Here is a 20,446-nt window from a genome sequence, read left to right as displayed (position 1 = left end):
GATCCTCATTTCTTTTCCATGACGCATTGCAGCGGATGCTGGTGCTGTCGGGCGAAATCCATGACCTGGCTTACTTTCGTCTCTGCGACCTCATATGTAAACACCCCGCATTCGCCCACGCCGTGCTGGTGCACGTGCAGCATGATGCGGGTTGCCGCTTCGCGATCCTTCTGGAAAAAACGCTCCAGAATATGGATGACGAATTCCATGGGAGTGTAGTCGTCATTCAGTAAAAGAACACGGTACAAATTCGGTCTTTTGGTCTTAGGCTTGACGCGGGTGATAACAGACGTTCCGCGGTTGGTGCCGCCGCCGTCTTCCCCTTCGCCCTCGCCCTGCATGTAGATCGGCTTAGCGATCATCTTTCATCATTCTCCAAACTGTTCTCAAACCGACAGTTCTTTGCCAGGAGGGAGAACTTCGCCTCTTCATATCTAGGTCGTTAAGACGCGATTTTAAGCCCCTTGCGAAACGGTGCAATCACTATTGCGTTTGCGAAGAGGCAAACCTCGGGAAAAGTGCGGATATGGAGGGTAGCCAAAGCACGGGAAGACATGGGCCGGCATTGGCGGCACGTTTTCAGGCCGGATGCAAACAGGTGCGACAGGTCGCGGCGCTGCCGAATCCGGTTCGCGCCCCCCCGGCCTTACTCCTTGTCGTCGAGCATTTCGCGAACGGCGATGGCGAGCTGCTTCAGCGAGAACGGTTTCGGCAGGAAGCCGAACTTGGCGTCTGCCGGCAGGTTTTTCGCGAAGGCATCCTCGGCATAACCCGAAACGAAGATGAATTTCAGGTCGGGATAGGACTTGCGCAACTCTCGCAGCAGCGACGGACCATCCATTTCCGGCATCACGACGTCGGAAACGACGATATCGACCTTCCCTTCCAGTTCCTCCATCACCTCCAGCGCCTCGGTGCCGGAGCCGGCCTCATGCACGGTGTAGCCGCGGGTTTCCAGCATGCGCTTGCCGCCTCGCCGCACCGCCTCCTCGTCTTCCACCAGAAGCACGACGGCGGAGTTGCCGGTCAGGTCCAGCGGCTCTTCCTTCACGGGTTCGGGCGCAGCCACGGGGGCGAGAGCCGCCTGACCGGGCTGTTGGCCGGCAACGGCTTCCACCACATGGCGAGGCAGGTAGATACGGAAAGCCGTTCCCTTGCCCACTTCCGATTCGGGATAGATGTAACCGCCCGATTGCTTGACGATGCCATAGACCATAGAGAGACCAAGACCCGTGCCCTTGCCCACTTCCTTGGTGGTGAAGAAAGGCTCGAAAATCTTGTCCATGATCTCGGGCGGAATACCCGTGCCGTTATCGGCCACTTCCACCATGACCATGTCTTCGGCCGGGAATTCCGGACGGCCAAACGCCGCGATCTCTTTCGCGTCGACGTTCCGCGTTCTGATGGTGATCTTGCCGCCATCGGGCATGGCGTCACGCGCATTAACGCAGAGATTGATGAGCACCTGCTCGAATTGCGACAGGTCGGTCTTCACCGGCCACAGATCACGGCCGTAATCGACCTCCAGCTTGACATTGGTGCCTGATATCAACCGGTCGACCAGCATGCGCAGATCGCCGATCACATCGGTCAGGTTGAGGATCGCCGGACGCATGGTCTGCTTGCGCGAGAATGCCAGAAGCTGGCGCACCAAAACGGCGGCGCGGTTGGCGTTGCGCTTGATCTCCATGAGGTCGGCAAAACTCGGATCGGCCGGCCGCGCCTGCAGCAGCAGATGGTCGGACGACAGGAGAATGGCGGTCAGCACGTTGTTGAAGTCGTGAGCGATACCGCCCGCCAGAGTGCCTACAGCATTCATCTTCTGCGTCTGCGCCATCTGGGTTTCGAGCGCCTTCTGCTCGGTCACCTCTATGGCATAAACGATCGCCACTTCTTCCGGCGCCTCGTCATCCTGATCGATGACAGCGTTGACATAGAAACGGAAATGCCTGCCCTCGTCGCTCGGATGGCGGGAATCGAACGGGGCGATGTCGCCCTGACGGTCCTTGGCTTCGGCCAGCGCCTGCTCCAGACGCGGCTTCTCGTTGTCGTGGATGATGGTTTCGAGTGCTATGCCGCGATCGATATCGTCACGTCCAACGACGCCGGAGAACAGCTTGAGGAAGGGCGCGTTGATGCGCAGAATGCGGCCTTCGCCATCAAGCGAGGCAATCGCCATCGGCGTGTTGTTGAAGAAACGCGTGAAGCGCATGGCGGAGGAAGATTCGGTATCCTCCTGCCCCTTCGGGCGCATCAGAACGATGGTCCGGCTCTCGCCTGGCGCGCCGTCCTTGGCGGTGACCTGATGCACGAGGCGGGCCGGCATGCTCTGGCCGTTGACCCGGCGCATGTCGAGATCAAGGATTTCGGTGCGCTTTGCCGAGCCCTGCGGATGGACGGATTCAATCAGCGCCATGCCTTCGCCGGCGACGATGTCGGAAACGGTCATCGAACCGGGTGAAAACTGCGCGAGATCGATGCCGAGCCATTCGGACAGGGTGGCGTTCAGATAAACGATTTCGCCCTTGCGCCCGGCGGAAAAGAAACCGGCCGGCGCATGATCGAGGTAATCGATGGCATTCTGCAATTCGCGGAAAAAGCGCTCCTGATCCTCGCGTTCCGGCGTGATATCGGCGATCTGGAAGACATGCAGCCCCTCGCCGCCGGCATCCTTCAGCACCCGCCCTTTCAGCCGATACCAGTGCGGCCCCGCATTGGAATCCTCGCCCAGCGGTTTCAGCAGCCGGAATTCTTCGTAACCGTCTCGGCCTTCGCGCAGCACGTTGATGAGCCGGTAAAGCGCTTCGGTGGATTCCCGGCTGCGCGACAGAAGCGTCTCGAGGCTCTGGATATCGCTCGCCTTCGTGGTGCCGCTCATCCGGCAATAGGTGGCGTTGGCGTAAACCATATGCCCCTTGGCGTCGGTAATCAGGGTGCCTTCGGGGTGAGCCGACAGGAAGCGCCGGGCAAGCCCGTCGGATTGCGACTGCGGCATGACCTCGATGAAACCGATGATCGACGACACCAGAAAAAAGATGCCCATCATCGCCAGCACGCCGAGAATGCCGAGCACGATTTCGTTTTCGAGAGAATCCTTGAAATAGACGAAGGCGGCGGCAGCCGCGATCAGAACCAGCGCCAGGAGAAGAATGCGCAGCACCGTGCCGGAACGGGCACGCCTGTCCACCAGCGGAAGGTCGTTGTCGCTTGTCTCGCACACCCGTGTCATCTTGGCCTCGCAGTCGTGCAGGTCGTCATTCGGTCAGCCTTATTTCCTTGACGGAATCGGGCAGCAGAATTTCTTGTAGCAACTCGCTTGACCGGCAAAAAGCTCCGCCAGGGCACAAAGGCTTAAAAACGCACAGCGAAAACGGCCTGAAAGGTGTATAAAAGCACTGAGAGACTACTGTCTGGTACAGGTCAGCTCCCTCACCTGACATTGGATGCGTGGCGCGGAACAGACGATCTTGCCGTCAGCGACGGTACAAACCGAGCATCCGTCAGTGAAGTCGAGGCAGGAGGGATTATCGCGCACGAACTCCGCCATGGTCGCTGAGGGATCCGGTGCCTTGTCTTCGGCCCTCACGATCGAATGCGGCGACGCGAAAAGCGATAGCAGCAAAACAACCATGAAACGCCGGGCAAGGGAGCCGTCAATGCGCAATGCTTGGAACATTCAGAACCGCTCCTTTGGCAAAAGAATTGCAACTTTCACTGCCTCTCAGCATTGAAGGACGAGATGAGGCGCTTTGGTGGCGTCTTTACGTTTGAGGCGGCAATCCTGTGGGGCGAAATGAATAAACCTTGTGTCACGCCTAAAAAAATCGTCTTTTCCTGCTTGATGTTCACATTATAAGAACCACGGCAATATTAATTGCCCAAGAAATTAAAAAGCCAGAAAATCTGAAGGGATGATCTCCATGATGGAAGATTTTATCGGCACCTATGGAAACCGTCTCATCGTCGCCGTTGTTGGTGTGGGCGTGGCCCTGCTCATTCTGGCGATTGCGCTGTGGCTTCTGCGCAGACGCAGCGGTTCGGCCCCTTTCATTCGGGGCGGCCGCAACCGGCAGCCGCGTCTGCAGGTCCTCGACGCAACGGCCGTGGATGCGCGCCGCCGTCTGGTGCTGGTGCGCCGCGACAATGTCGAGCATCTGGTCATGATCGGCGGCCCGACGGATATCGTCATCGAAAGCGGCATAGGCGCTATCCCAATCGTCAGGGACGTGCAGGAGCCGGAACTGAAGGCGCTGCCGCGCCAGGAAAGCGAGCAGAAGAGAGCCGAGCCGGCGATCCAGCAGGAACGTCGCCCCGCCCTGCCGCAACAGCAGCCCGTTGCCGCTGCAGCCCCCGTTTCCATGCGTGAAGAACCCGCAAGACAACCACAACGGCCGGAGCCGCCGGCACCCGCCCCGCGTGCCGCACCCGTTGCAGCAGCAGCCGCTCAGGTTCCGCCACGACCATCAACCCCGCCGCAACCCGTCTCCACGCCCTTAACGGCGCGCGAACCCGTTCCGTCAGCAAGACAGGCCGCGCCCGAGCGGGAGACAGTTCGGCCCACGCCGCCGCCAATAGCGGTTGCGGCCCCGGCTGCTGCCGTCTTGCCCATAGCGGCGGCATCGCTGGACATGGCCGCAGCCCGGACGGAACCCAGGCGCGCCGAACCGGTCGTGCCGGTTCCAGCACCCGTTGCACCGCCGATCCTGGAACAGACGCCCGTACAGGCAAAGGCGGAAGAACGGACCGCGGAATTCGCCCCGCCGGTTTTTGCCGCACGCGAGCCGGTGATCGACCAATCCGTCGCCGCCGATTTTCTCGACGCTGCCCGGGAGCGCGTTCTTCCCGACCTGAAGCCGGGACAGGCGACGCCCCCCGCACCGTTTCCGCCCAGGCCTGAAAATCCGGCTGTGGCTTCGAACGACGCCGAGCCAAAATTTTCCGACGAGCTCGCCAGCGATTTCGAGAGCTTCCTTGAGGCGGAGATCGCCAAGAGCAAGGAGGCGGATAACGAGCCGTCCGTTGCCCCTGTCGCGGAAAAGCAGGCCAAGACCCAGCCCGCCTCCCCGCCTGTCACCGGCGCTTCACCGGATGGAGACATGCAGAAGGAAATGGCGCGTATCTTCGGAGAACTTTCCGTGACCCGTGACCGCTGACGGGCGCGGGTCTTGCGACCAGAAGTTCGGAACAGAAAAGGGCACGGAAGCGAATTCCGTGCCCTTTTTATTTGTCTGCGATTTGAAGGCCTGCTTGCCGCAGCGCCTTATTCGTCGCGGTAGACTTTTTCGCGACGCTCGTGACGCTCCTGCGCCTCGATGGAGAGCGTTGCAATAGGGCGGGCGTCCAGACGCTTGAGGCCGATAGGCTCGCCCGTTTCCTCACAGTAACCGTAAGTGCCGTCTTCGATCCGCTGAAGGGCTGCATCGATCTTTGAAATCAGCTTGCGCTGACGATCGCGGGCGCGAAGTTCGATCGCCCGGTCCGTTTCGGAAGAGGCCCGATCAGCGAGATCGGGGTGGTTGGCGCTTTCTTCAGCGAGATGTCCGAGGGTCTCGCGCGCTTCTCTAAGGATGTCATTTTTCCAGGCGACCAACTTCGCGCGGAAGTATGCCCGCTGGCTGGCATTCATGAACTCATCGTCTTCCGAGAGCACATATTTGCTAAGATCGATCTTCTCACTCAACGCGATTCTCCTCGAAGAACATCTCAATGCGGCGGTGTATACTCCAATGATAGTGGCCGATTCAAGTCTGCAGATCAGTTTTCAGGCATTTTTAAAACTGACACAAAAATCATCTAAATGACTAATTTTTATTCTTTATTCGTATTGAAGCGAACTCTTCTTCAATCACTTCAACGCGACTTACCAACAGGAAAGAGGACTTGCGGTCCTGCAACCCTATCCTGTAGCATTCAACTCGTGCCCTGACATTCGAACGCCGGTCCCCGCCCTTGACAGCATCTTCCCCGAGCCGAGTTTATCTTCTGCGCCACGCCAAGGCCGCCTGGGCGGCGCCTGGGGAACGGGATTTTGATCGGGGATTGAACGAAGCCGGTTTTGCCGAGGCGGAGGTCATCGCCGACCTTGCCGCCGACCGGCATTACCGCCCCGATCTGCTTCTGTCATCCACAGCCGCGCGCTGCCGGCAGACAACGCAGGCCTGGCAACGGGCCTTCAACGAAGGCATAGACATCTTCTACGTCGATGAGATGTATAATGCGCGCAGCGAGACCTATCTGTCGCTTATCGCCGCTCAGACGGAGGTGCAGTCGGTGATGCTGGTGGGTCACAACCCCACCATGGAGGCGACGCTGGAGGCGATGATCGGCGAGGACCTGCTGCATGCCGCCCTCCCCTCTGGCTTTCCGACATCGGGCCTTGCAGTTCTCGACCATGATGACAGCGCCGCAAACGGTAAGAATCGCTGGCGGCTGGTCGATTTCCTCGCACCGGGCAAATAATCGCTGCGGCCTTTCATAAGAATTTTGCAGAGCGGCCTTCTGAAAATCCGCCGAAGCGCTTCTTTTTTGGGCAGCCGCAGCTCCCTATATTGCAGCGGTGACCGTTAAACACAGCCAGGAAACTGCCATTGTCGCCTTCTCTTACGTCCCTGACAGACAGCGCGCTGATCGCTTTCGATAATCTGGCCGACCGTGCGAGCAACCTCACCCATCCGACATTGCGGCTTGGCGTCACCGGCCTTTCGCGGGCGGGAAAGACGGTTTTCATCTCTTCCCTCGTCCATAATCTTCTGAATGGCGGGCGATTGCCGCTGTTCGAGGCGATGCGGTCCGGGCGCGTCTCGAATGTGCGTCTCGAACCGCAGCCGGACGACGCCATTCCCCGTTTTCAATATGAGGATCATATTCAGGCGCTGGTGCGCGACAGGCTGTGGCCGGATTCGACGCGGGCGATCTCGGAACTCAGGATCACGCTGGATTACCAGAGCGCCAGCGGCTGGGGCCGGTGGTTCTCCGCCGGCAAGCTTTCCATCGATATTGTCGATTACCCCGGTGAATGGCTGCTCGACCTGCCGCTTCTGTCGCAGGATTACAAACAGTTCAGCGATGCGACCGTCGCCCTTGCCGGAAGCGGCGTCCGTGCCGAACTGGCGCAGGAATGGCTGGCGATCGCCTCTTCGCTCGATATCAATGCGCCTGCCGACGAAATGACGGCGCGCCGTCTGGCCGAAAGTTTCGCAGCCTATCTGAAAGCCTGCAAATCCGACGAAAGATCGCTTTCCACTTTGCCGCCCGGCCGTTTCCTGATGCCCGGCGATCTGGAAGGGTCGCCCGCGCTGACCTTCGCGCCGCTTCCGGGCCTGACCGACGAGAAAGCGCCGAAGGGCTCGCTGCGCGCCATGATGGAACGGCGCTACGACGCTTATAAGTCGATCGTGGTCAAACCCTTCTTCCGCGAGCATTTCGCCCGCCTCGACCGGCAGATCGTCCTGATCGACACGCTGCAAGCCGTCAATCGCGGCCCGGAAGCCGTGCAGGATCTGGAGCGGGCGCTCGGCGACGTGCTTGCCTGTTTCCGCCCCGGCACCAACAGCCTGCTGTCGTCGTTGATCGGCAGGCGAATCGACAAGGTGCTGATTGCAGCCACCAAGGCCGACCATCTGCATCATGAAAGCCATGACCGGCTGGAGCGGCTGACCCGCCGTCTGGTGGACCGCGCCATCACCACCATCGGCATGAACGGCGCCGGCATCGAGGTCATGGCGCTGGCTTCCGTGCGCGCCACCCGTGAGGCAAGCGTGCGCCAGGACGGCCACGACCTGCCGGTCATCGTCGGCACGCCGATGGCGGGTGAAACCATCAATGGCGAGACCTTTGACGGCAATCGCAAGACGGCGATCTTTCCCGGCGACCTGCCCGAGGATCCGGAACCGCTGTTTCGCAGCCTCGATAGGGATGGCGACAAGGCATCGCTGCCCGATGTCAATGTCGTGCGCTTCCGCCCGCCCAACATAGATGAGCCGGGTAGCGGCGGCATCCGGCTTTCCGTTCCCCATATCAGGCTCGATCGCGCCATGCAGTTCCTGTTCGGAGACAAGCTCGCATGAAGGCTCCCACACAAAACGATCCGCAGACACGCCGCCCCGCGGCTTTCACGCTTGAGACCGAGGAAACGACGCGGCCGTCCGCCACACAGAAGCGCGCGCCGCGCAGCTTCGACGCCGAGGTTTCGCTGACGGCGGACGAAGACGATCCGTTTCTGGCGCCCGAGGGCATAGATGCCAATGCGCTGCCGGTGGCGACGCCGAAGAAAAGCCGTTTCTCCTTCGGCAAGCTCGCGCTCGGTGCATTGGGCGTCCTGTTCTCGCTTGCCTTCGGGCTGTGGGCGGATCAGCTTATCCGCAATCTCTTCTCCCGCTCCGACTGGCTGGGTTATACCGCGACAATCGCCCTCATCGTGGCGCTTTTTGCAGTTCTCGCCCTCGTCGGCCGCGAAGTCTTCGGCATCATGCGGCTCAATGCCGTGCAGTCTCTCAAGGCGGATGCTGAAACAGCGAGCCTCGACAAGAGCTCGAAACCAGCCCGCGCCATCGTCACGCGCCTCAATGCCGTCCTCTCCCACCGGGCCGAAACGGCCAAGGGGCGTGCGGCGCTGAAGGAAACGGAAAGTGATGTCATCGATGGCCCGCATCTGATCGAGCTTGCCGAACGCGAGCTGCTCGTTCCGCTCGACCGGCAAGCCCGGGCACTGATTCTCAACTCTTCCAAGCGCGTCTCCGTCGTCACCGCCGTCAGCCCACGCGCTGTGGTCGATCTCGCTTATGTGCTGTTTGAAGTCACGCGGCTGGTGCGCGCCATGGCGGAGCTTTATGGCGGCCGCCCCGGCACGCTCGGCATGCTCAAGCTTCTACGGGATGTCGTCGCGCACCTTGCCGTCACGGGATCGATCGCCGTCGGTGACGGGCTTGCTCAGCAGGTTCTCGGCCATGGCCTTGCCTCGAAACTCTCCGCCCGTCTCGGCGAAGGCGTCATCAACGGGCTGATGACGGCGCGAATCGGCATTGCGGCGATGGATCTGTGCCGTCCGCTGCCGTTCAGGGCCGTGAAGCGTCCGGGGATCGGCGATTTCATGTCCGACCTCACCCCCGATTTAAGCGGCGGGAAAACCGGTGAGAAAGCCTGATCTACCGGGCATTGACGGTTCAAAAGGTTACGGACGACACCGCAAATGAGAGCGAAATAAACCAAGCATTAACCATTCCGCCGGTAGATTGCAGCCTATCGAACAGGCTTCTTCGCCGGGGAAAGTATCATGTATTCGCGCTTCTTTTCGCTTGTGGGCGGGCTTGCCGCCATATTGTCCGTCAGCGGCGGTTTCGGCATGTCTGACGTCCATGCCGCATCGCGCGATCGCGACGACGTTTTCTTCCGCTCCGTGGCCGGTGTCTGGAAAGGTCCGGGCGAAATCGTTGCCGGCAAATACAAGGGCACCAAATTCACCTGCGACCTGACGGGTGAACCGCTCGACGACAAGCAGACCGGTATCAAGCTCGGCGGCACCTGCCGCGTCGGCGTCTTCAGCCAGCCCATGTCGGCCGTCATCAGCCAGAAGGGCAACTCTTACGAGGGCAAGTTCCTCGACGGCGCCGAAGGCAAGGGACTGGACATCACCTCCGGACAGGTGAGCGGTGACAAGGTTGTCGTCGGCATCAACCGCGCCAAGCTCAACGGCGCCATGGTCGCCCGCGTATCCAAAGACAATTCGATGAACATCACCATTTCCGTCAAGGTTGCCGACCAGATGATCCCGGTCATCGGCGTGACGCTGGCGCGCGATATCGATCAGATCGCCGTCGGCTCGATCAAGCCGTAAAAGCCATACTCTTATCAGCCATCACCAAGCGGGAGTGTCCACCACTCCCGCTTTTCGTTTGCGCTGACAATGCCTGTTTTGTCCGCCTGCTGCAGCCAATCCCTGACGGCCTTGCCCCTGACTTCGAGATCGGGCGCGATATCGGCGAGCGGCATCAGCACGAAAGCGCGTTCCGTCATGCGCGGATGCGGCACTTCAATGCTCTCCGTTACGAGAGACTCATTCCCATAGGTAAGCACATCAATATCGATGGTACGCGGGCCCCAGCGCTCCGTCCGCACCCGCTTCATGCCCTTTTCGATATCAAGGCATAATTGCAGGAGCGCGGGCGCTGAAAGCGAGGTTTCGACCAAAGCGCAGCAATTGAAGAAATCCGCCTGATCCGTCTTGCCCCAGGGCGGCGTGCGATAAAGCCCGGAAACGGCCAGCACGCGGCAATCCTCGTGTACATCGAGTTCACGGAGCGCCCTTGCCATGGCGACGGCGGGATCGCCGATATTGCCGCCAAGGCCCAATGCGGCGACGGTCCTCTTCTCAGGCACGGTGTTCAACGCTCACCTGTGCATAATCAAGAATGCCGGGAACGGGTGCGGAGGGTTTGCGCACCGTGATCCTGAGCCAGACGATCTGCGGATAACGGGCACGCAGCGCCTTGGCGATATCGTTCGCCAGCGCCTCGATGAGGTAACGGCGCTGCCCGACGACGATTTTTTCGATGACGGCAAAGGCCACGCCGTAATCGACGGTATTTTCAATATCGTCGGTTTCCAACGCATCACCCGCCTCGACTTCCATCTCGGCATCGACGAAAAAGCGCTGGCCCAGCACCTCTTCCTGCTCAAGAAGACCATGACGGGCGAAGAAAGAACAGTTTTTCAGGATGATGGTATAGCGGCTCATCGCATCGCCTCCATGGCAGGACTGTTTCTCCAGAAAGCCGCGCCTTCTTCGGGGCGCGGCATTCCGGCACTCATTGATCTACGCATCGGCCTTTGCCGACGTTTTGGCAAGAACCGCATCGGCGATTGCCAGGGCATCACGGGTCGCGGCGACATTATGCACGCGAAAAATCGAAGCACCCGCCAACCTCAGGATCGCGGTGGTCGCAGCCGTTCCGATATCGCGTTCTGCGGCCACATCCCGGCCCGTCAGCGACCCGATGAAACGCTTGCGCGACGTGCCGGCGAGAACCGGCAGGCCGAAAGCGGCGAGCTCGGCGAAACGGGCCATCAGTTCGACATTTTCCCGCTCGTCCTTGGCAAAACCAAAGCCGGGATCGAGCACGACGGCGTCGCGGGCAATACCCGCATCCTCGGCGATCTCGAGCGAGCGATTGAGGAATTCGAACTGGTCGGCGACCACATCGGCAAGCTTCTGGCGGTCGCGGCCGGTATGCATGATGCAGACGCCGGCGCGGGTGGCGGCAACCACGCCGGCCATTTCCATGTCCTTCTGCAGGCCGAAGACGTCATTGACGATATGTGCGCCCGCTCCAATCGCCAGCCGCGCCGTCGAGGCGCGGTAGGTATCGACGGAAATCAGCACATCGGTTTCGCGGCGCAATTTCTCGATGATGGGCAGCACCCGGTCCTGTTCCTCGGCTTCCGTCACCGCGGCTGCACCCGGCCGCGTGGATTCGCCGCCGATATCGATGATGTCAGCGCCCTCTTCCACGCAGGTCAGCGCATGGGAAAAAGCCGAATCGACGGCGAGATAACGGCCGCCATCGGAAAAGGAATCAGGCGTTGCATTGACGATGGCCATAATACGGCCACGCCCATCAAGTTTCAGGGAGCGACCATGGGCCGCTTGCCACGCGTTGCTGCCGGCTGTTATCACGTAACACGCGCCTTTCGGGAATAACGGAGTGTTATGCCAATTCTTATAAGTTCCGCTCCGCCTATGCAGCAAACCTTTTTGAAGTTCAACCGGAAGGCCGGGTCATGACTAAATCATCACGTGCTCTCTGCGTCGCTTTGGCGGGCGCAATGGCACTTTCCCTACCCGGATCGGCATTTTCCGACACCATCGTCCGCAAGACCTATTCCTATTTTTCGATTAGCGGCAAAACGGCGGCCGACCTCGACCAGCAGCTTTCCAAGCACGGACCGCTGACCCGCAATACCGGCGCGCGTCATCCGGGTGCTACCGAAATCAAATTCGGCGGCGAGCTCACCTATGTGGAGAAAAACGGCCTTTGCAGCGTCGGAACCGCCAAAGTGGTGCTGAACACCCGCATCCTCCTGCCGCAATGGAAAAACCGCCGCCGCACCACGGCGGAACTGGCCTTCATCTGGGATACGCTGCTTGCCGATATCAAGCGCCACGAGGAGCGCCATGCGGAAATCGCCCGCACCCATGCCCGTTCGCTTGAAAGACAGCTGACCTCGCTTCGGCCGCAGAAAAGCTGCGAAACATTGCAGGAAATGGTCGGCAAGATCACCCAGACAGTGATGGACGAGCATGATCGGGACCAGATGCGCTTCGACGTCGTGGAATCGAAAAACTTCGACGCCCGCATGACCCGGCTTTTGAAAAACCGGCTCGAGCAGGGCCAGAACCGCCGCTGACGACCATTGGCCGTACCTTCCAGAATCTCGGGGAAAATCACGGACATGACGTAACGTCATGTCCTATATCACCCGTGAATTCTCGCCGTGGTGCGGCCGGCAAGACTCATTGTAGCTTGTTCATACGGTTTGAAATGGTTGCGGCCCAAGGCGGGTCCGGCGGTTGCAACCGTCTCCGGTTCTCCCGGTGCGCACTTGAGGGCTCGCAGGTGTTTCCTCCCTCGCCTGCATGCTGCGTACCCGCCTCGCCCCGCTCCCCGCTACCAGGTGAGCGGGGCTTTTTCTGTTTGAGGCAAAACCGAAGATTCAGCCCTGGCGCTCGGGAACATGAACAACGAGACCATCAAGCTCGTCATTCATCTTGATCTGACAGGAGAGCCGCGAGGTGGGGCGAACGTCGAAGGCGAAGTCCAGCATGTCCTCTTCCATCGGCTCCGGTCCGCCGACGCGCTCGACCCAGGCGTCGTCGACATAGACATGACAGGTCGCACAGGCACAGGCGCCGCCGCATTCCGCATCAATGCCAGGAACGGAGTTGCGTACCGCGTTCTCCATGACGGTGGAGCCGTTGCTCACGTCGAGTTCATGGGGCGTGCCGTCAAAGGCAACGATGGTCAGTTTTGTCATGCCGGAAATCCAAAATGTGATCTAAGAACTGTTCTAAACACATAGAAAGGCCGCTCCGCCTTGGCAACCCGCTTCGAGGGCGCATAGACGCAACCGGCCTTGTAAAATGGCAAATTTGATGAATTACGCCTCAGCGGCAGAGCTTGAGGATGAAATTTTCAGCCTCGACAATGGTTGCGGCAAGTTTTGCGATCGCCGCGCTGTCATTGCCCTTGTCTTCCACTGCTGCCGCGGCTGCGGAAACGGCGGATGCGCCGACGGCCTGCGCCGACCCCTTCAGACGGTGGGCCGTCGCCATGACGGTCTTGTCGTCCGCGCCCGCCATTTCATGCAGGGCGGCGCGGGCGTTGCGGCTGAAGAGTTGCAGCACCTCGATCTCCAGATCCTTGTCGCCCATCGTCTGCCGGGCGAGATGATCGAAATCGATCGGTTTTTTACCGGTGGCAGGCGCGCCGCCGCAATTATCGGGAGCTTCGAAAACAATACTGACCGCTGCCATGGCTGAAATCCTGTCTCACCGTTTCCTGTTTCGTGTCACATCTGTGTCGTATTCACGCATCCGGGCGGCTGCTATCGGCTTAAATTACGGCGTGACGCAGGCGAAAATCTTCTGCTATGGTTAATTTATGTTAAACTTATGCGAAACAAGGCGTTCAGCGTGAAACTCAGGTTTAAAAACTGTTAAAAAGCCGACACTTCGCCACCGCCGCAAATCCGCATTAATTGTTTCGAACACCTAAATGTGTCACTACGGTACTGCCGTTCCCGCAGGGCTTAAGCTCAAGCTTTGTTATTGCGGCACAGTGATGTAATTTCGCCCGAAAGCTGGACCACCAGCAATTCGGGATTTGGTAAATGGCGGAATTGTTCTCTTTTAAAGGGATGATGTTCCGCTGGCATGATGGCGGCAGTCTGCTTGCGGATCGCAAGTGGTCAACGGCATGAAGCCGGGCGTATGTGTAACGAGGCGTAACCGCATGGCGAATAACAAGATCAGCGACTCTGTCGACGAGACTGCATTTCAGGCATTGGAAGATGCCCTGCAGCTTGGCGCTTTCGAAGAAAAGCCGGAGACGCGGAAAACTGCAGCGCCGAAGCAGCCGGAGGCCAGATTGAAGGAAGCAAGCAGACAGACCCCTGCTCCCGAGGCCGCGCGCGCGCCTGCCGAACAGACACCCAGATCGCCCAATCTCGAAGCGGCCAATGACGGCTCCAAGCGCAGTCCGGCCATGATCCTGAAATCGCTGGAAGGCGGCTCCATCGGCGGCGCGCTGCGCAACGCCACGATCATGTCGGTCATCTGGGCGCTCGGCGGCCTTGGTGTCGCACATCTTCTCTATGGCAACGCGCTCTGGAACATCGCCTCGCTGGCTGATCTCACCGCTATCCCCGGCCTGATGGCAATCGTCGTCGGCATCCTTGTTCCCATCATGCTGTTCTTCGCCTTCGCGATCATGATGGCGCGTGCCCGCGATCTGCGGAACGCCGCCCGCTCCATGGCCGAAGTCGCCCTTCGTCTTGCCGAGCCCGAAACGGTAGCGTCCGACCGTATCATGTCCGTCGGTCAGGCGGTTCGCCGTGAAGTCTCGGCCATGAATGACGGTATCGAGCGCACCATTGCCCGCGCGACGGAACTCGAGACACTCGTTCATTCCGAAGTCAACGCGCTCGAGCGCAGCTATGCCGACAATGAACTGCGCGTGCGCAGCCTCGTGCAGGAACTGACCGCCGAGCGTGACGCCATTGTCAATCACGCCGAGCGCATCCGCTCCTCCATCGTCGGCGCACAGGAACAGATCAAGGAAGAACTTTCCATCGTCGGCGAAGAGCTTTCGATGCGGATCGCCACGACCGGCGAGGCTTTCGCCTCGATGATCGATACGCGTTCTGCCGCGCTGCTCGAAAAATCGCGCGCCTCGACCGAAGCGATGGGTAGCCTGATCGCCGCCAAGACCGAAAACCTGCTCCAGGCGCTGAACTCCTCCGGCTCGACGATCTCCAACGAATTCGACATGCGCCTGCATAACCTCACCTCGACGCTGGACGAGCGCGGTGAAGTACTGCTGGAGCGTTTCGCGATCCATGCTTCGACGCTGGATAGCGGCGTGGAGAGCCTCAACAGCGCGCTTGAGGAACGCACCCGCCAGCTCAACGAGACGCTGTCCAACCGTACACTCGAACTCAACCGCAATATCGAACGCGGCCAGCAGGTCATCGGCGGTTCGCTCGATACGGTTCTCGACAAGCTGTCCACGACGCTTGAAGAAAAAGGCCTCTCCTTCCGCCAGAGCCTGCAGAGCACGGCCGACGATGCGATCATGGATCTCGATCTTCGCTCCGGCCTCTACGAGGAGCGCATGCAGGCGACGGTTGGCCAGGTCAACTCGGCCTTCGACGTGCATGTGGCGCAATTCGCCAGCGCCTTCGACCAGCGCGCCGGCACCCTCGACAGCAAGCTGATGGAAAGCCTCGCCCGCATCAACGAAACCGTTGCCGGCGGCTCCGAAGCGCTCGACACCATGCTGAGCGCCGGTCTGGAGCGTATCGGCACCACCATGACCGATCAGTCGCTGGCGCTCGCAACTGCGCTGGGCACGGGTCAGGAAATGCTTGAAAGCGCGCTTGAAAGCCGGACACAGGCCTTCAGCGACGCGATCGGGCAGCGCACCGCCGAAATCACCGACGCCTTCGCCAATTCGCATGAGAAGATCGACGCCGTGCTGTCGGAACGCAGCAACGCCCTGTTCGGCGCGCTCTCAGCCAGCCAGAATCGTTTCGACGAGGCACTCGCCAGCCGTTCGATGGCGATTACCGGCTCCGTCTCCGGAACGGCCGAACGCCTTGCCGCCATGCTCGACGAACGCGCCGCCGCGATCAACAGTGTCGTTGCCGATGTCGAGCGCCGCCTTTCGGAAACGCTCGAAACCCGTGCTGCCGCCATCACCGGCGCTGTTTCCGGCATCGAGGATCGTATTTCCGATACGCTCGAAAGCCGCACGGCTGCCCTGCACGACGTCGTCGCCGGTGCGGAGAGCCGTATCGCCGATACGCTTGACGGCCGCACGGCCGCTCTTTCCAGCGCCATTTCCGGCGTCGAGGAACGCATCGCCGACACGATGGACAGCCGCACGCTGTCGCTCGACATGACCTTCGCCAATGTCGAGGAAAGACTGTCCGAGACGCTCGACAGCCGCACCTCCGCCCTTACCGGCATTGTTGCCAGTGCTGAGGAAAAAATTGCCGGCGCGCTCGACAGCCGCACGGCCACCTTCGGCGACGTGGTCGCCGGTGCTGAAACCCGTATAGCGGAAACGCTGGATGGCCGCACCGCCGCTCTCAACGCCGTGGTCTCCGGCGCTGAAGAACGCATCGCCGATGCGCTCGACAGCCGTACCATGGCGCTCGACATGGCATTCTCCGGCGCGGAGGAAAAAATCACCGAAGCGCTCGACACGCGCACCGCAGCCCTTGGCGAACTGGTGGCCGGCGCCGAGACCCGTATTGCCAGCGCGCTTGACAGCCGCACGGATTCGCTGAAGACCGTCGTTTCCGGCGCCGAAGAGCGGATTACGGATGTTCTCGACAGCCGCACCATGGCGCTCGACATGAGCTTCTCCGGCGTTGAGGAAAAGATCGCCGATATCCTCGATGGTCGCACCACAGCCCTGCAGAACGCCGTTTCCGGTGTCGAAGACCGCATTGCAGACGCATTGGACAGCCGTACCGCTGCCCTTTCCGGCATCGTGGCAGGCGCGGAAGAACGCATCGCGGATGCGCTGGACAGCCGCACTCTTGCGCTCGATATGACGATTTCTGGTGTCGAGGAGCGTATCGCCGAGGCGATGGATGCCAGAGCATCGTCGCTTTCGCTTGCGGCGGCCGGTGTCGGCCAGCGTCTCGAATCCACCGCATTCACGCTTGAGAACGCGCTTGCCAGCGGTCACGAGCGGCTCGAAACCATGCTCGGCTCCCAGGCCGAGCGCATTGCCGGCTCGCTGGAGCGCAATAGCGGCCTGATCGAGCAGAGTGTCTCAGGCGCGGCCAACCGCATCGAAAGCGTCGTTGAAGACGGCAGCACCCGTTTTGCCCAGACGGTGGAAGAAGGTGTGTCCCGCCTCGAAACCAACCTCTCGCAATCGCATGAGGATATTCGCACGGCGCTCGACCAGCGCCAGGCGGACCTTGCTGCGACGCTCAGCTCCGCCACGACGCAGATGGGCGACATGCTTTCCGAGCAGGCTATGATGATCGGCACCACGGTCGCCTCCAGCGCCAGCATGCTTGAACTGTCGCTCGAGACCCAGCAGGACACGCTGCAGAAGGCAATCGACGGCAGTGCTGCGACGCTGGAAGAGCGTCTTCGCAACAGCGCCGGTGATATCGCCGTCAAGATCGGCGAGGCAGCCCGCGAAATCGGCGGGGCCACCGACGCCCTCTCCGCCCGCATCGAAACATCGATCGGCAATGTCACAACCCGTCTCGACGAGACAGGCGCCCGCATCGAGACATCTCTCGACACCCTGCAGACCCGCGTCGGTGGCGATCTCGCCAACGTCAACAGCTCGATCGAGGATGCCGGCCGCCGCTTCGCCGACGCGCTGGAAGACAAGACGGCCGTGTTCGCCCGCACCAGCGACGAGGCCGCCGAGCGCATCACCGGCATTCTGGACGAGCAGACCACGCGTGTCGCAGATACGTTGGAAAGCCGCACCAGCCGCCTGGCAGAAACCTTCGATAACGGCACGGCCCGCATCGATGAGCGCCTCGGCACCATGGACCGTGCGCTGACGATCGGCCTCGAAAACGTCAACCGCACCATTGAAGGCAAGGCGAGCGATCTCGCTGTCAGCCTGCGCGGTGCGGTCACGTCGGCCACCCAGAGCATCGGCGATGAAGCGGCCCGCTCCTCCGCCCTGCTCTCGAAATCCGGTTCGGAATTTGCAGAACAGGTGCAGGCGCAGAACGAATCCTTCACCAAGGCCATCGAAGAGCGCTCTGGCGAGATCGTCAACCGCATCTCCGATGCGCAGACCCGTCTCTCCGGCCAGGCCGCCGCCGTGGCCCAGACCTTCTCCGAGGCAGGCAACATCATCGTCAACAAGGTTGCCGAGGCTGAAGCCGTCGTCCGCTCTCAGGTTGGTGTCATTTCCGAAACGCTGACGGGTGTCGAATCGGCCCTCGACGCGCGCGGCGAATCCATCCGCTCGGCGCTGGACAACCGCACCCGCGAACTCAACTCGATGCTGGCCAGCCGCTCTGCGGAGCTGTCTCGCCTGATCGAAGAGAAAGCCAAGCCTGTCGTCGACGAATATGCCACCATCGGCCGCGAAGCCGCCGAGAAGATCGTTTCCGCCGCCCAGCAGAGCGCCGAGCTTCTCTCGCAGAGCAACAGCGGCATGGTCGGCATGGTGGAACAGGCGATCAGCGACTATGCCGCTGCCGGAACGGATGCGGCGGGCAAGCTCGTCGCAGCCACCCGTCAGAGCACGGATATGCTGTCCGAGACCCATACTGCGATGGCGGACGCCGTCGAACAGGGCATCGACAAATATGCCCGCGCCGGCAGCGATGCCGCCAACAAGCTGGTCGCCGCCACCCGCCAGAGCACGGACATGCTGTCGCAGACCCATAATAGCATGGCCGAGATCGTCGAACAGTCGGCAACCAACTTCAATTCCGCCGTTGAGCGCGCCGCACAGGGCTTCGGCGCGGCAGATGAGGCATTGAACGTATCGGCGACCCGCTTCTCCGAATCCGCCTCGCAGGCCGCCGACATGGTGTCCAGCTCCAGCCGTCTGCTCGAAGGAAAGATCGACCGCCTGTCGAATATTTCCGGCCAGACGCTGGCGCAGGTTGCCGGTATCGTCGGACGCTTCGAGGAGCATTCGAAGGTGCTGAGCCAGGCATCCGAACTGCTCAATGCCGCACAGTCGAGCCTCGTCGGCACGCTGGAAGAACGTCAGGATGCGCTGCGCAGCCTGTCCGTCGGCCTCGTCAAGCGCTCCGAGGAAATCGAAAGCGCCATGCGCAACGTCGTCGGCGTCGTGGAAACCACGCTCAACGAAGCCGAAGAGCGTTCGCAGAATGTCGCCGGCAATCTGCGTGACAATCTGCAGGCGTCCTTCACCGATATTGGCCGTTCGCTCGACGAAACCGAGCAGCGCGCCCGCTCGGCGGCACAGACCATGCGGGGCGCCCTGCTCTCCGCCGGTCAGGATGCCAGCCGCTCGATCGAAAGCACGCTCTCCGACGCGCAGAAATACTCCGACGAGCTGGTAAACCGCCTGCGCGGCGGTGTTGAATCCTCGCTTTCGGAAGTCGACAATCTTCTGGGCAGTGCCTCGGAAAAATCGAATGCCGCCGCCGCCAACCTCAAGGAAACGCTGCGTCAGGCCGTCGAGGAAGCCGTCAGCCGCTTTGCCGGCGCAACGGACGAAATCCGCCGCTCCAGCCACGACATCCGCCGCGAGCTGGATGCGACACGCGCCGAACTGAAGCGCGGTGCCTTCGACCTGCCGGAAGAAGCCAAGGAAAGCGCTGCCGCCATGCGCCGCGCCGTTTCCGAGCAGATCAAGGCCCTGCAGGATATTTCCCACCTTGTCGGTCGTTCGACCCACCAGATGGAAGTGTCCGAGCCGGTCGCCCGTGCGATTGCCGCGACCCAGCCTGCAGCAGAACGCCGCGTCGAGGCCCGTCCGCAGCCGGCAGCAGCGGCTCCGGTGCAACAGCAGCGCCCGGCACAGCCGCAGCAGCCTGCCCCCGCACCGGCCCTGCGTGGCACCCTGCCGCTTGAAAACCGCCAGGTCGAAAACCGTCAGGCTCCTGCGCCGACCCAGCCGGTCGCAACCAACCCGGCCGGACGCCGGGAAGAAGGTGGCGGCTGGATAAGCGACCTGCTGCGCGGTGCATCACAGGAGACGCCAGCGGCGTCAACACCACGCGCCAGCGCCGAGCAGCAGACCCGTGCGGCCGACACCCGCAATCCGCGTCACATGGTGGAATCACTGAACTCGCTTTCAGTCGATATCGCCCGCGCCATCGATCACGATGCCTCCGTGGAACTGTGGCGCCGTTACCAGCGCGGCGAGCGCGACGTCTTCACCCGTCGCCTCTACACGCTGAAGGGTCAGACGACGTTTGACGAGATCAAGCGCAAATACGAGCGGGAAGCCGAATTCCGCACCGCCGTGGACCGCTACATCACCGATTTCGAAAAGCTGCTCGCCGATGTGGCCCGCACGGATCGCGACCGGACAGTCACCCAGTCCTACCTCACCTCCGATACCGGCAAGGTCTATACGATGCTTGCCCATGCGGCGGGTCGGTTCAACTGATCTGATTGGCGCTGAAATGACAAAACCCCGGTCTCACGACCGGGGTTTTTCTTTTGGCGTTGCCTGCGGCTTTGTCGCTCTTC

General features: G+C 61.1%; 16 protein-coding genes. 7 read left to right on the top strand and 9 right to left on the bottom strand.

The window, feature by feature from the left end; translation table 11 throughout:
* Positions 1-5: 5 nt before the first annotated feature.
* The 3 genes from clpS to CFB10_RS00705 form a co-directional block, all read right to left on the bottom strand.
* Complete coding sequence (gene clpS / locus CFB10_RS00715; protein ID WP_003502541.1) at positions 6-362, bottom strand: ATP-dependent Clp protease adapter ClpS; 357 nt, start codon at positions 360-362, stop codon at positions 6-8.
* Positions 363-646: 284 nt separating this feature from the next.
* Positions 647-3,229 (bottom strand): cell cycle histidine kinase CckA, encoded by a 2,583-nt coding sequence (cckA, locus tag CFB10_RS00710; protein ID WP_020012404.1) that lies wholly within the window; start codon positions 3,227-3,229, stop codon positions 647-649.
* 174 nt (positions 3,230-3,403) lie between these two features.
* Complete coding sequence (locus tag CFB10_RS00705; protein WP_020012403.1) at positions 3,404-3,676, bottom strand: hypothetical protein; 273 nt, start codon at positions 3,674-3,676, stop codon at positions 3,404-3,406.
* Positions 3,677-3,911: 235 nt separating this feature from the next.
* Between CFB10_RS00705 and CFB10_RS00700 the strand changes: the two genes are divergently transcribed.
* Positions 3,912-5,153 (top strand): flagellar biosynthetic protein FliO, encoded by a 1,242-nt coding sequence (locus tag CFB10_RS00700; RefSeq protein ID WP_020012402.1) that lies wholly within the window; start codon positions 3,912-3,914, stop codon positions 5,151-5,153.
* A gap of 107 nt (positions 5,154-5,260) precedes the next feature.
* Here the strand turns inward: CFB10_RS00700 and dksA are convergent, their stop codons facing one another.
* Entirely contained in the window at positions 5,261-5,680 is a 420-nt protein-coding gene (gene dksA, locus CFB10_RS00695) for an RNA polymerase-binding protein DksA (protein WP_003496274.1), read from the bottom strand.
* Positions 5,681-5,982: 302 nt separating this feature from the next.
* Here dksA and CFB10_RS00690 point away from each other — a divergent pair, with 302 nt between their 5' ends.
* The 4 genes from CFB10_RS00690 to CFB10_RS00675 all read left to right on the top strand — a co-directional run bounded on the left by CFB10_RS00690 (position 5,983) and on the right by CFB10_RS00675 (position 9,832).
* Positions 5,983-6,459: a histidine phosphatase family protein gene (locus CFB10_RS00690; RefSeq protein ID WP_051091658.1), complete on the top strand. Its 477-nt coding sequence runs from the start codon at positions 5,983-5,985 to the stop codon at positions 6,457-6,459.
* A 128-nt stretch (positions 6,460-6,587) separates the two neighbouring features.
* Positions 6,588-8,066 (top strand): YcjX family protein, encoded by a 1,479-nt coding sequence (locus CFB10_RS00685; protein ID WP_020012400.1) that lies wholly within the window; start codon positions 6,588-6,590, stop codon positions 8,064-8,066.
* On the top strand, positions 8,063-9,142 hold the full coding sequence (locus CFB10_RS00680) for a YcjF family protein (RefSeq protein WP_020012399.1): 1,080 nt from the start codon (positions 8,063-8,065) through the stop codon (positions 9,140-9,142). The genes CFB10_RS00685 and CFB10_RS00680 overlap by 4 nt, the downstream gene beginning before the upstream one ends.
* Positions 9,143-9,271: 129 nt before the next feature.
* Positions 9,272-9,832, top strand: a complete 561-nt coding sequence (locus tag CFB10_RS00675) for a hypothetical protein (RefSeq protein ID WP_020012398.1) — start codon at positions 9,272-9,274, stop codon at positions 9,830-9,832.
* Positions 9,833-9,846: 14 nt separating this feature from the next.
* Here the strand turns inward: CFB10_RS00675 and folK are convergent, their stop codons facing one another.
* From folK to folP, 3 genes are all read right to left on the bottom strand, one after another.
* Positions 9,847-10,383: a 2-amino-4-hydroxy-6-hydroxymethyldihydropteridine diphosphokinase gene (gene folK / locus CFB10_RS00670; protein ID WP_020012397.1), complete on the bottom strand. Its 537-nt coding sequence runs from the start codon at positions 10,381-10,383 to the stop codon at positions 9,847-9,849.
* Complete coding sequence (folB, locus tag CFB10_RS00665) at positions 10,367-10,732, bottom strand: dihydroneopterin aldolase (RefSeq protein ID WP_003502532.1); 366 nt, start codon at positions 10,730-10,732, stop codon at positions 10,367-10,369. Before folB ends, folK begins: the two co-directional genes overlap by 17 nt.
* A 78-nt stretch (positions 10,733-10,810) precedes the next feature.
* The gene (gene folP, locus CFB10_RS00660) at positions 10,811-11,596 is read right to left on the bottom strand and encodes a dihydropteroate synthase (RefSeq protein ID WP_020012396.1); all 786 of its coding nucleotides are present in this window, start codon (positions 11,594-11,596) and stop codon (positions 10,811-10,813) included.
* A 179-nt stretch (positions 11,597-11,775) separates the two neighbouring features.
* Between folP and CFB10_RS00655 the strand changes: the two genes are divergently transcribed.
* The gene (locus CFB10_RS00655) at positions 11,776-12,402 is read left to right on the top strand and encodes a DUF922 domain-containing Zn-dependent protease (RefSeq protein ID WP_026364080.1); all 627 of its coding nucleotides are present in this window, start codon (positions 11,776-11,778) and stop codon (positions 12,400-12,402) included.
* Between the two features lie 306 nt (positions 12,403-12,708).
* On the opposite strand, the gene CFB10_RS00650 is transcribed toward CFB10_RS00655, so the two are convergent.
* On the bottom strand, positions 12,709-13,029 hold the full coding sequence (locus CFB10_RS00650) for a 2Fe-2S iron-sulfur cluster-binding protein (RefSeq protein ID WP_020012394.1): 321 nt from the start codon (positions 13,027-13,029) through the stop codon (positions 12,709-12,711).
* Positions 13,030-13,159: 130 nt separating this feature from the next.
* A complete protein-coding gene (locus tag CFB10_RS00645; RefSeq protein ID WP_020012393.1) occupies positions 13,160-13,528 on the bottom strand; it encodes an Hpt domain-containing protein in 369 nt (122 codons plus the stop codon).
* 478 nt (positions 13,529-14,006) lie between these two features.
* Between CFB10_RS00645 and CFB10_RS00640 the strand changes: the two genes are divergently transcribed.
* Positions 14,007-20,363, top strand: a complete 6,357-nt coding sequence (locus CFB10_RS00640; RefSeq protein WP_020012392.1) for an apolipoprotein A1/A4/E domain-containing protein — start codon at positions 14,007-14,009, stop codon at positions 20,361-20,363.
* Positions 20,364-20,446 lie beyond the last annotated feature (83 nt).

This window comes from Agrobacterium sp. 719_389 (assembly GCF_900188475.1).
Taxonomy (GTDB): Bacteria; Pseudomonadota; Alphaproteobacteria; order Rhizobiales; family Rhizobiaceae; genus Agrobacterium; species Agrobacterium radiobacter.
Note: the sequence above shows the minus strand (reverse complement) of the source record. Positions and strands in the feature narration are given on the sequence as shown.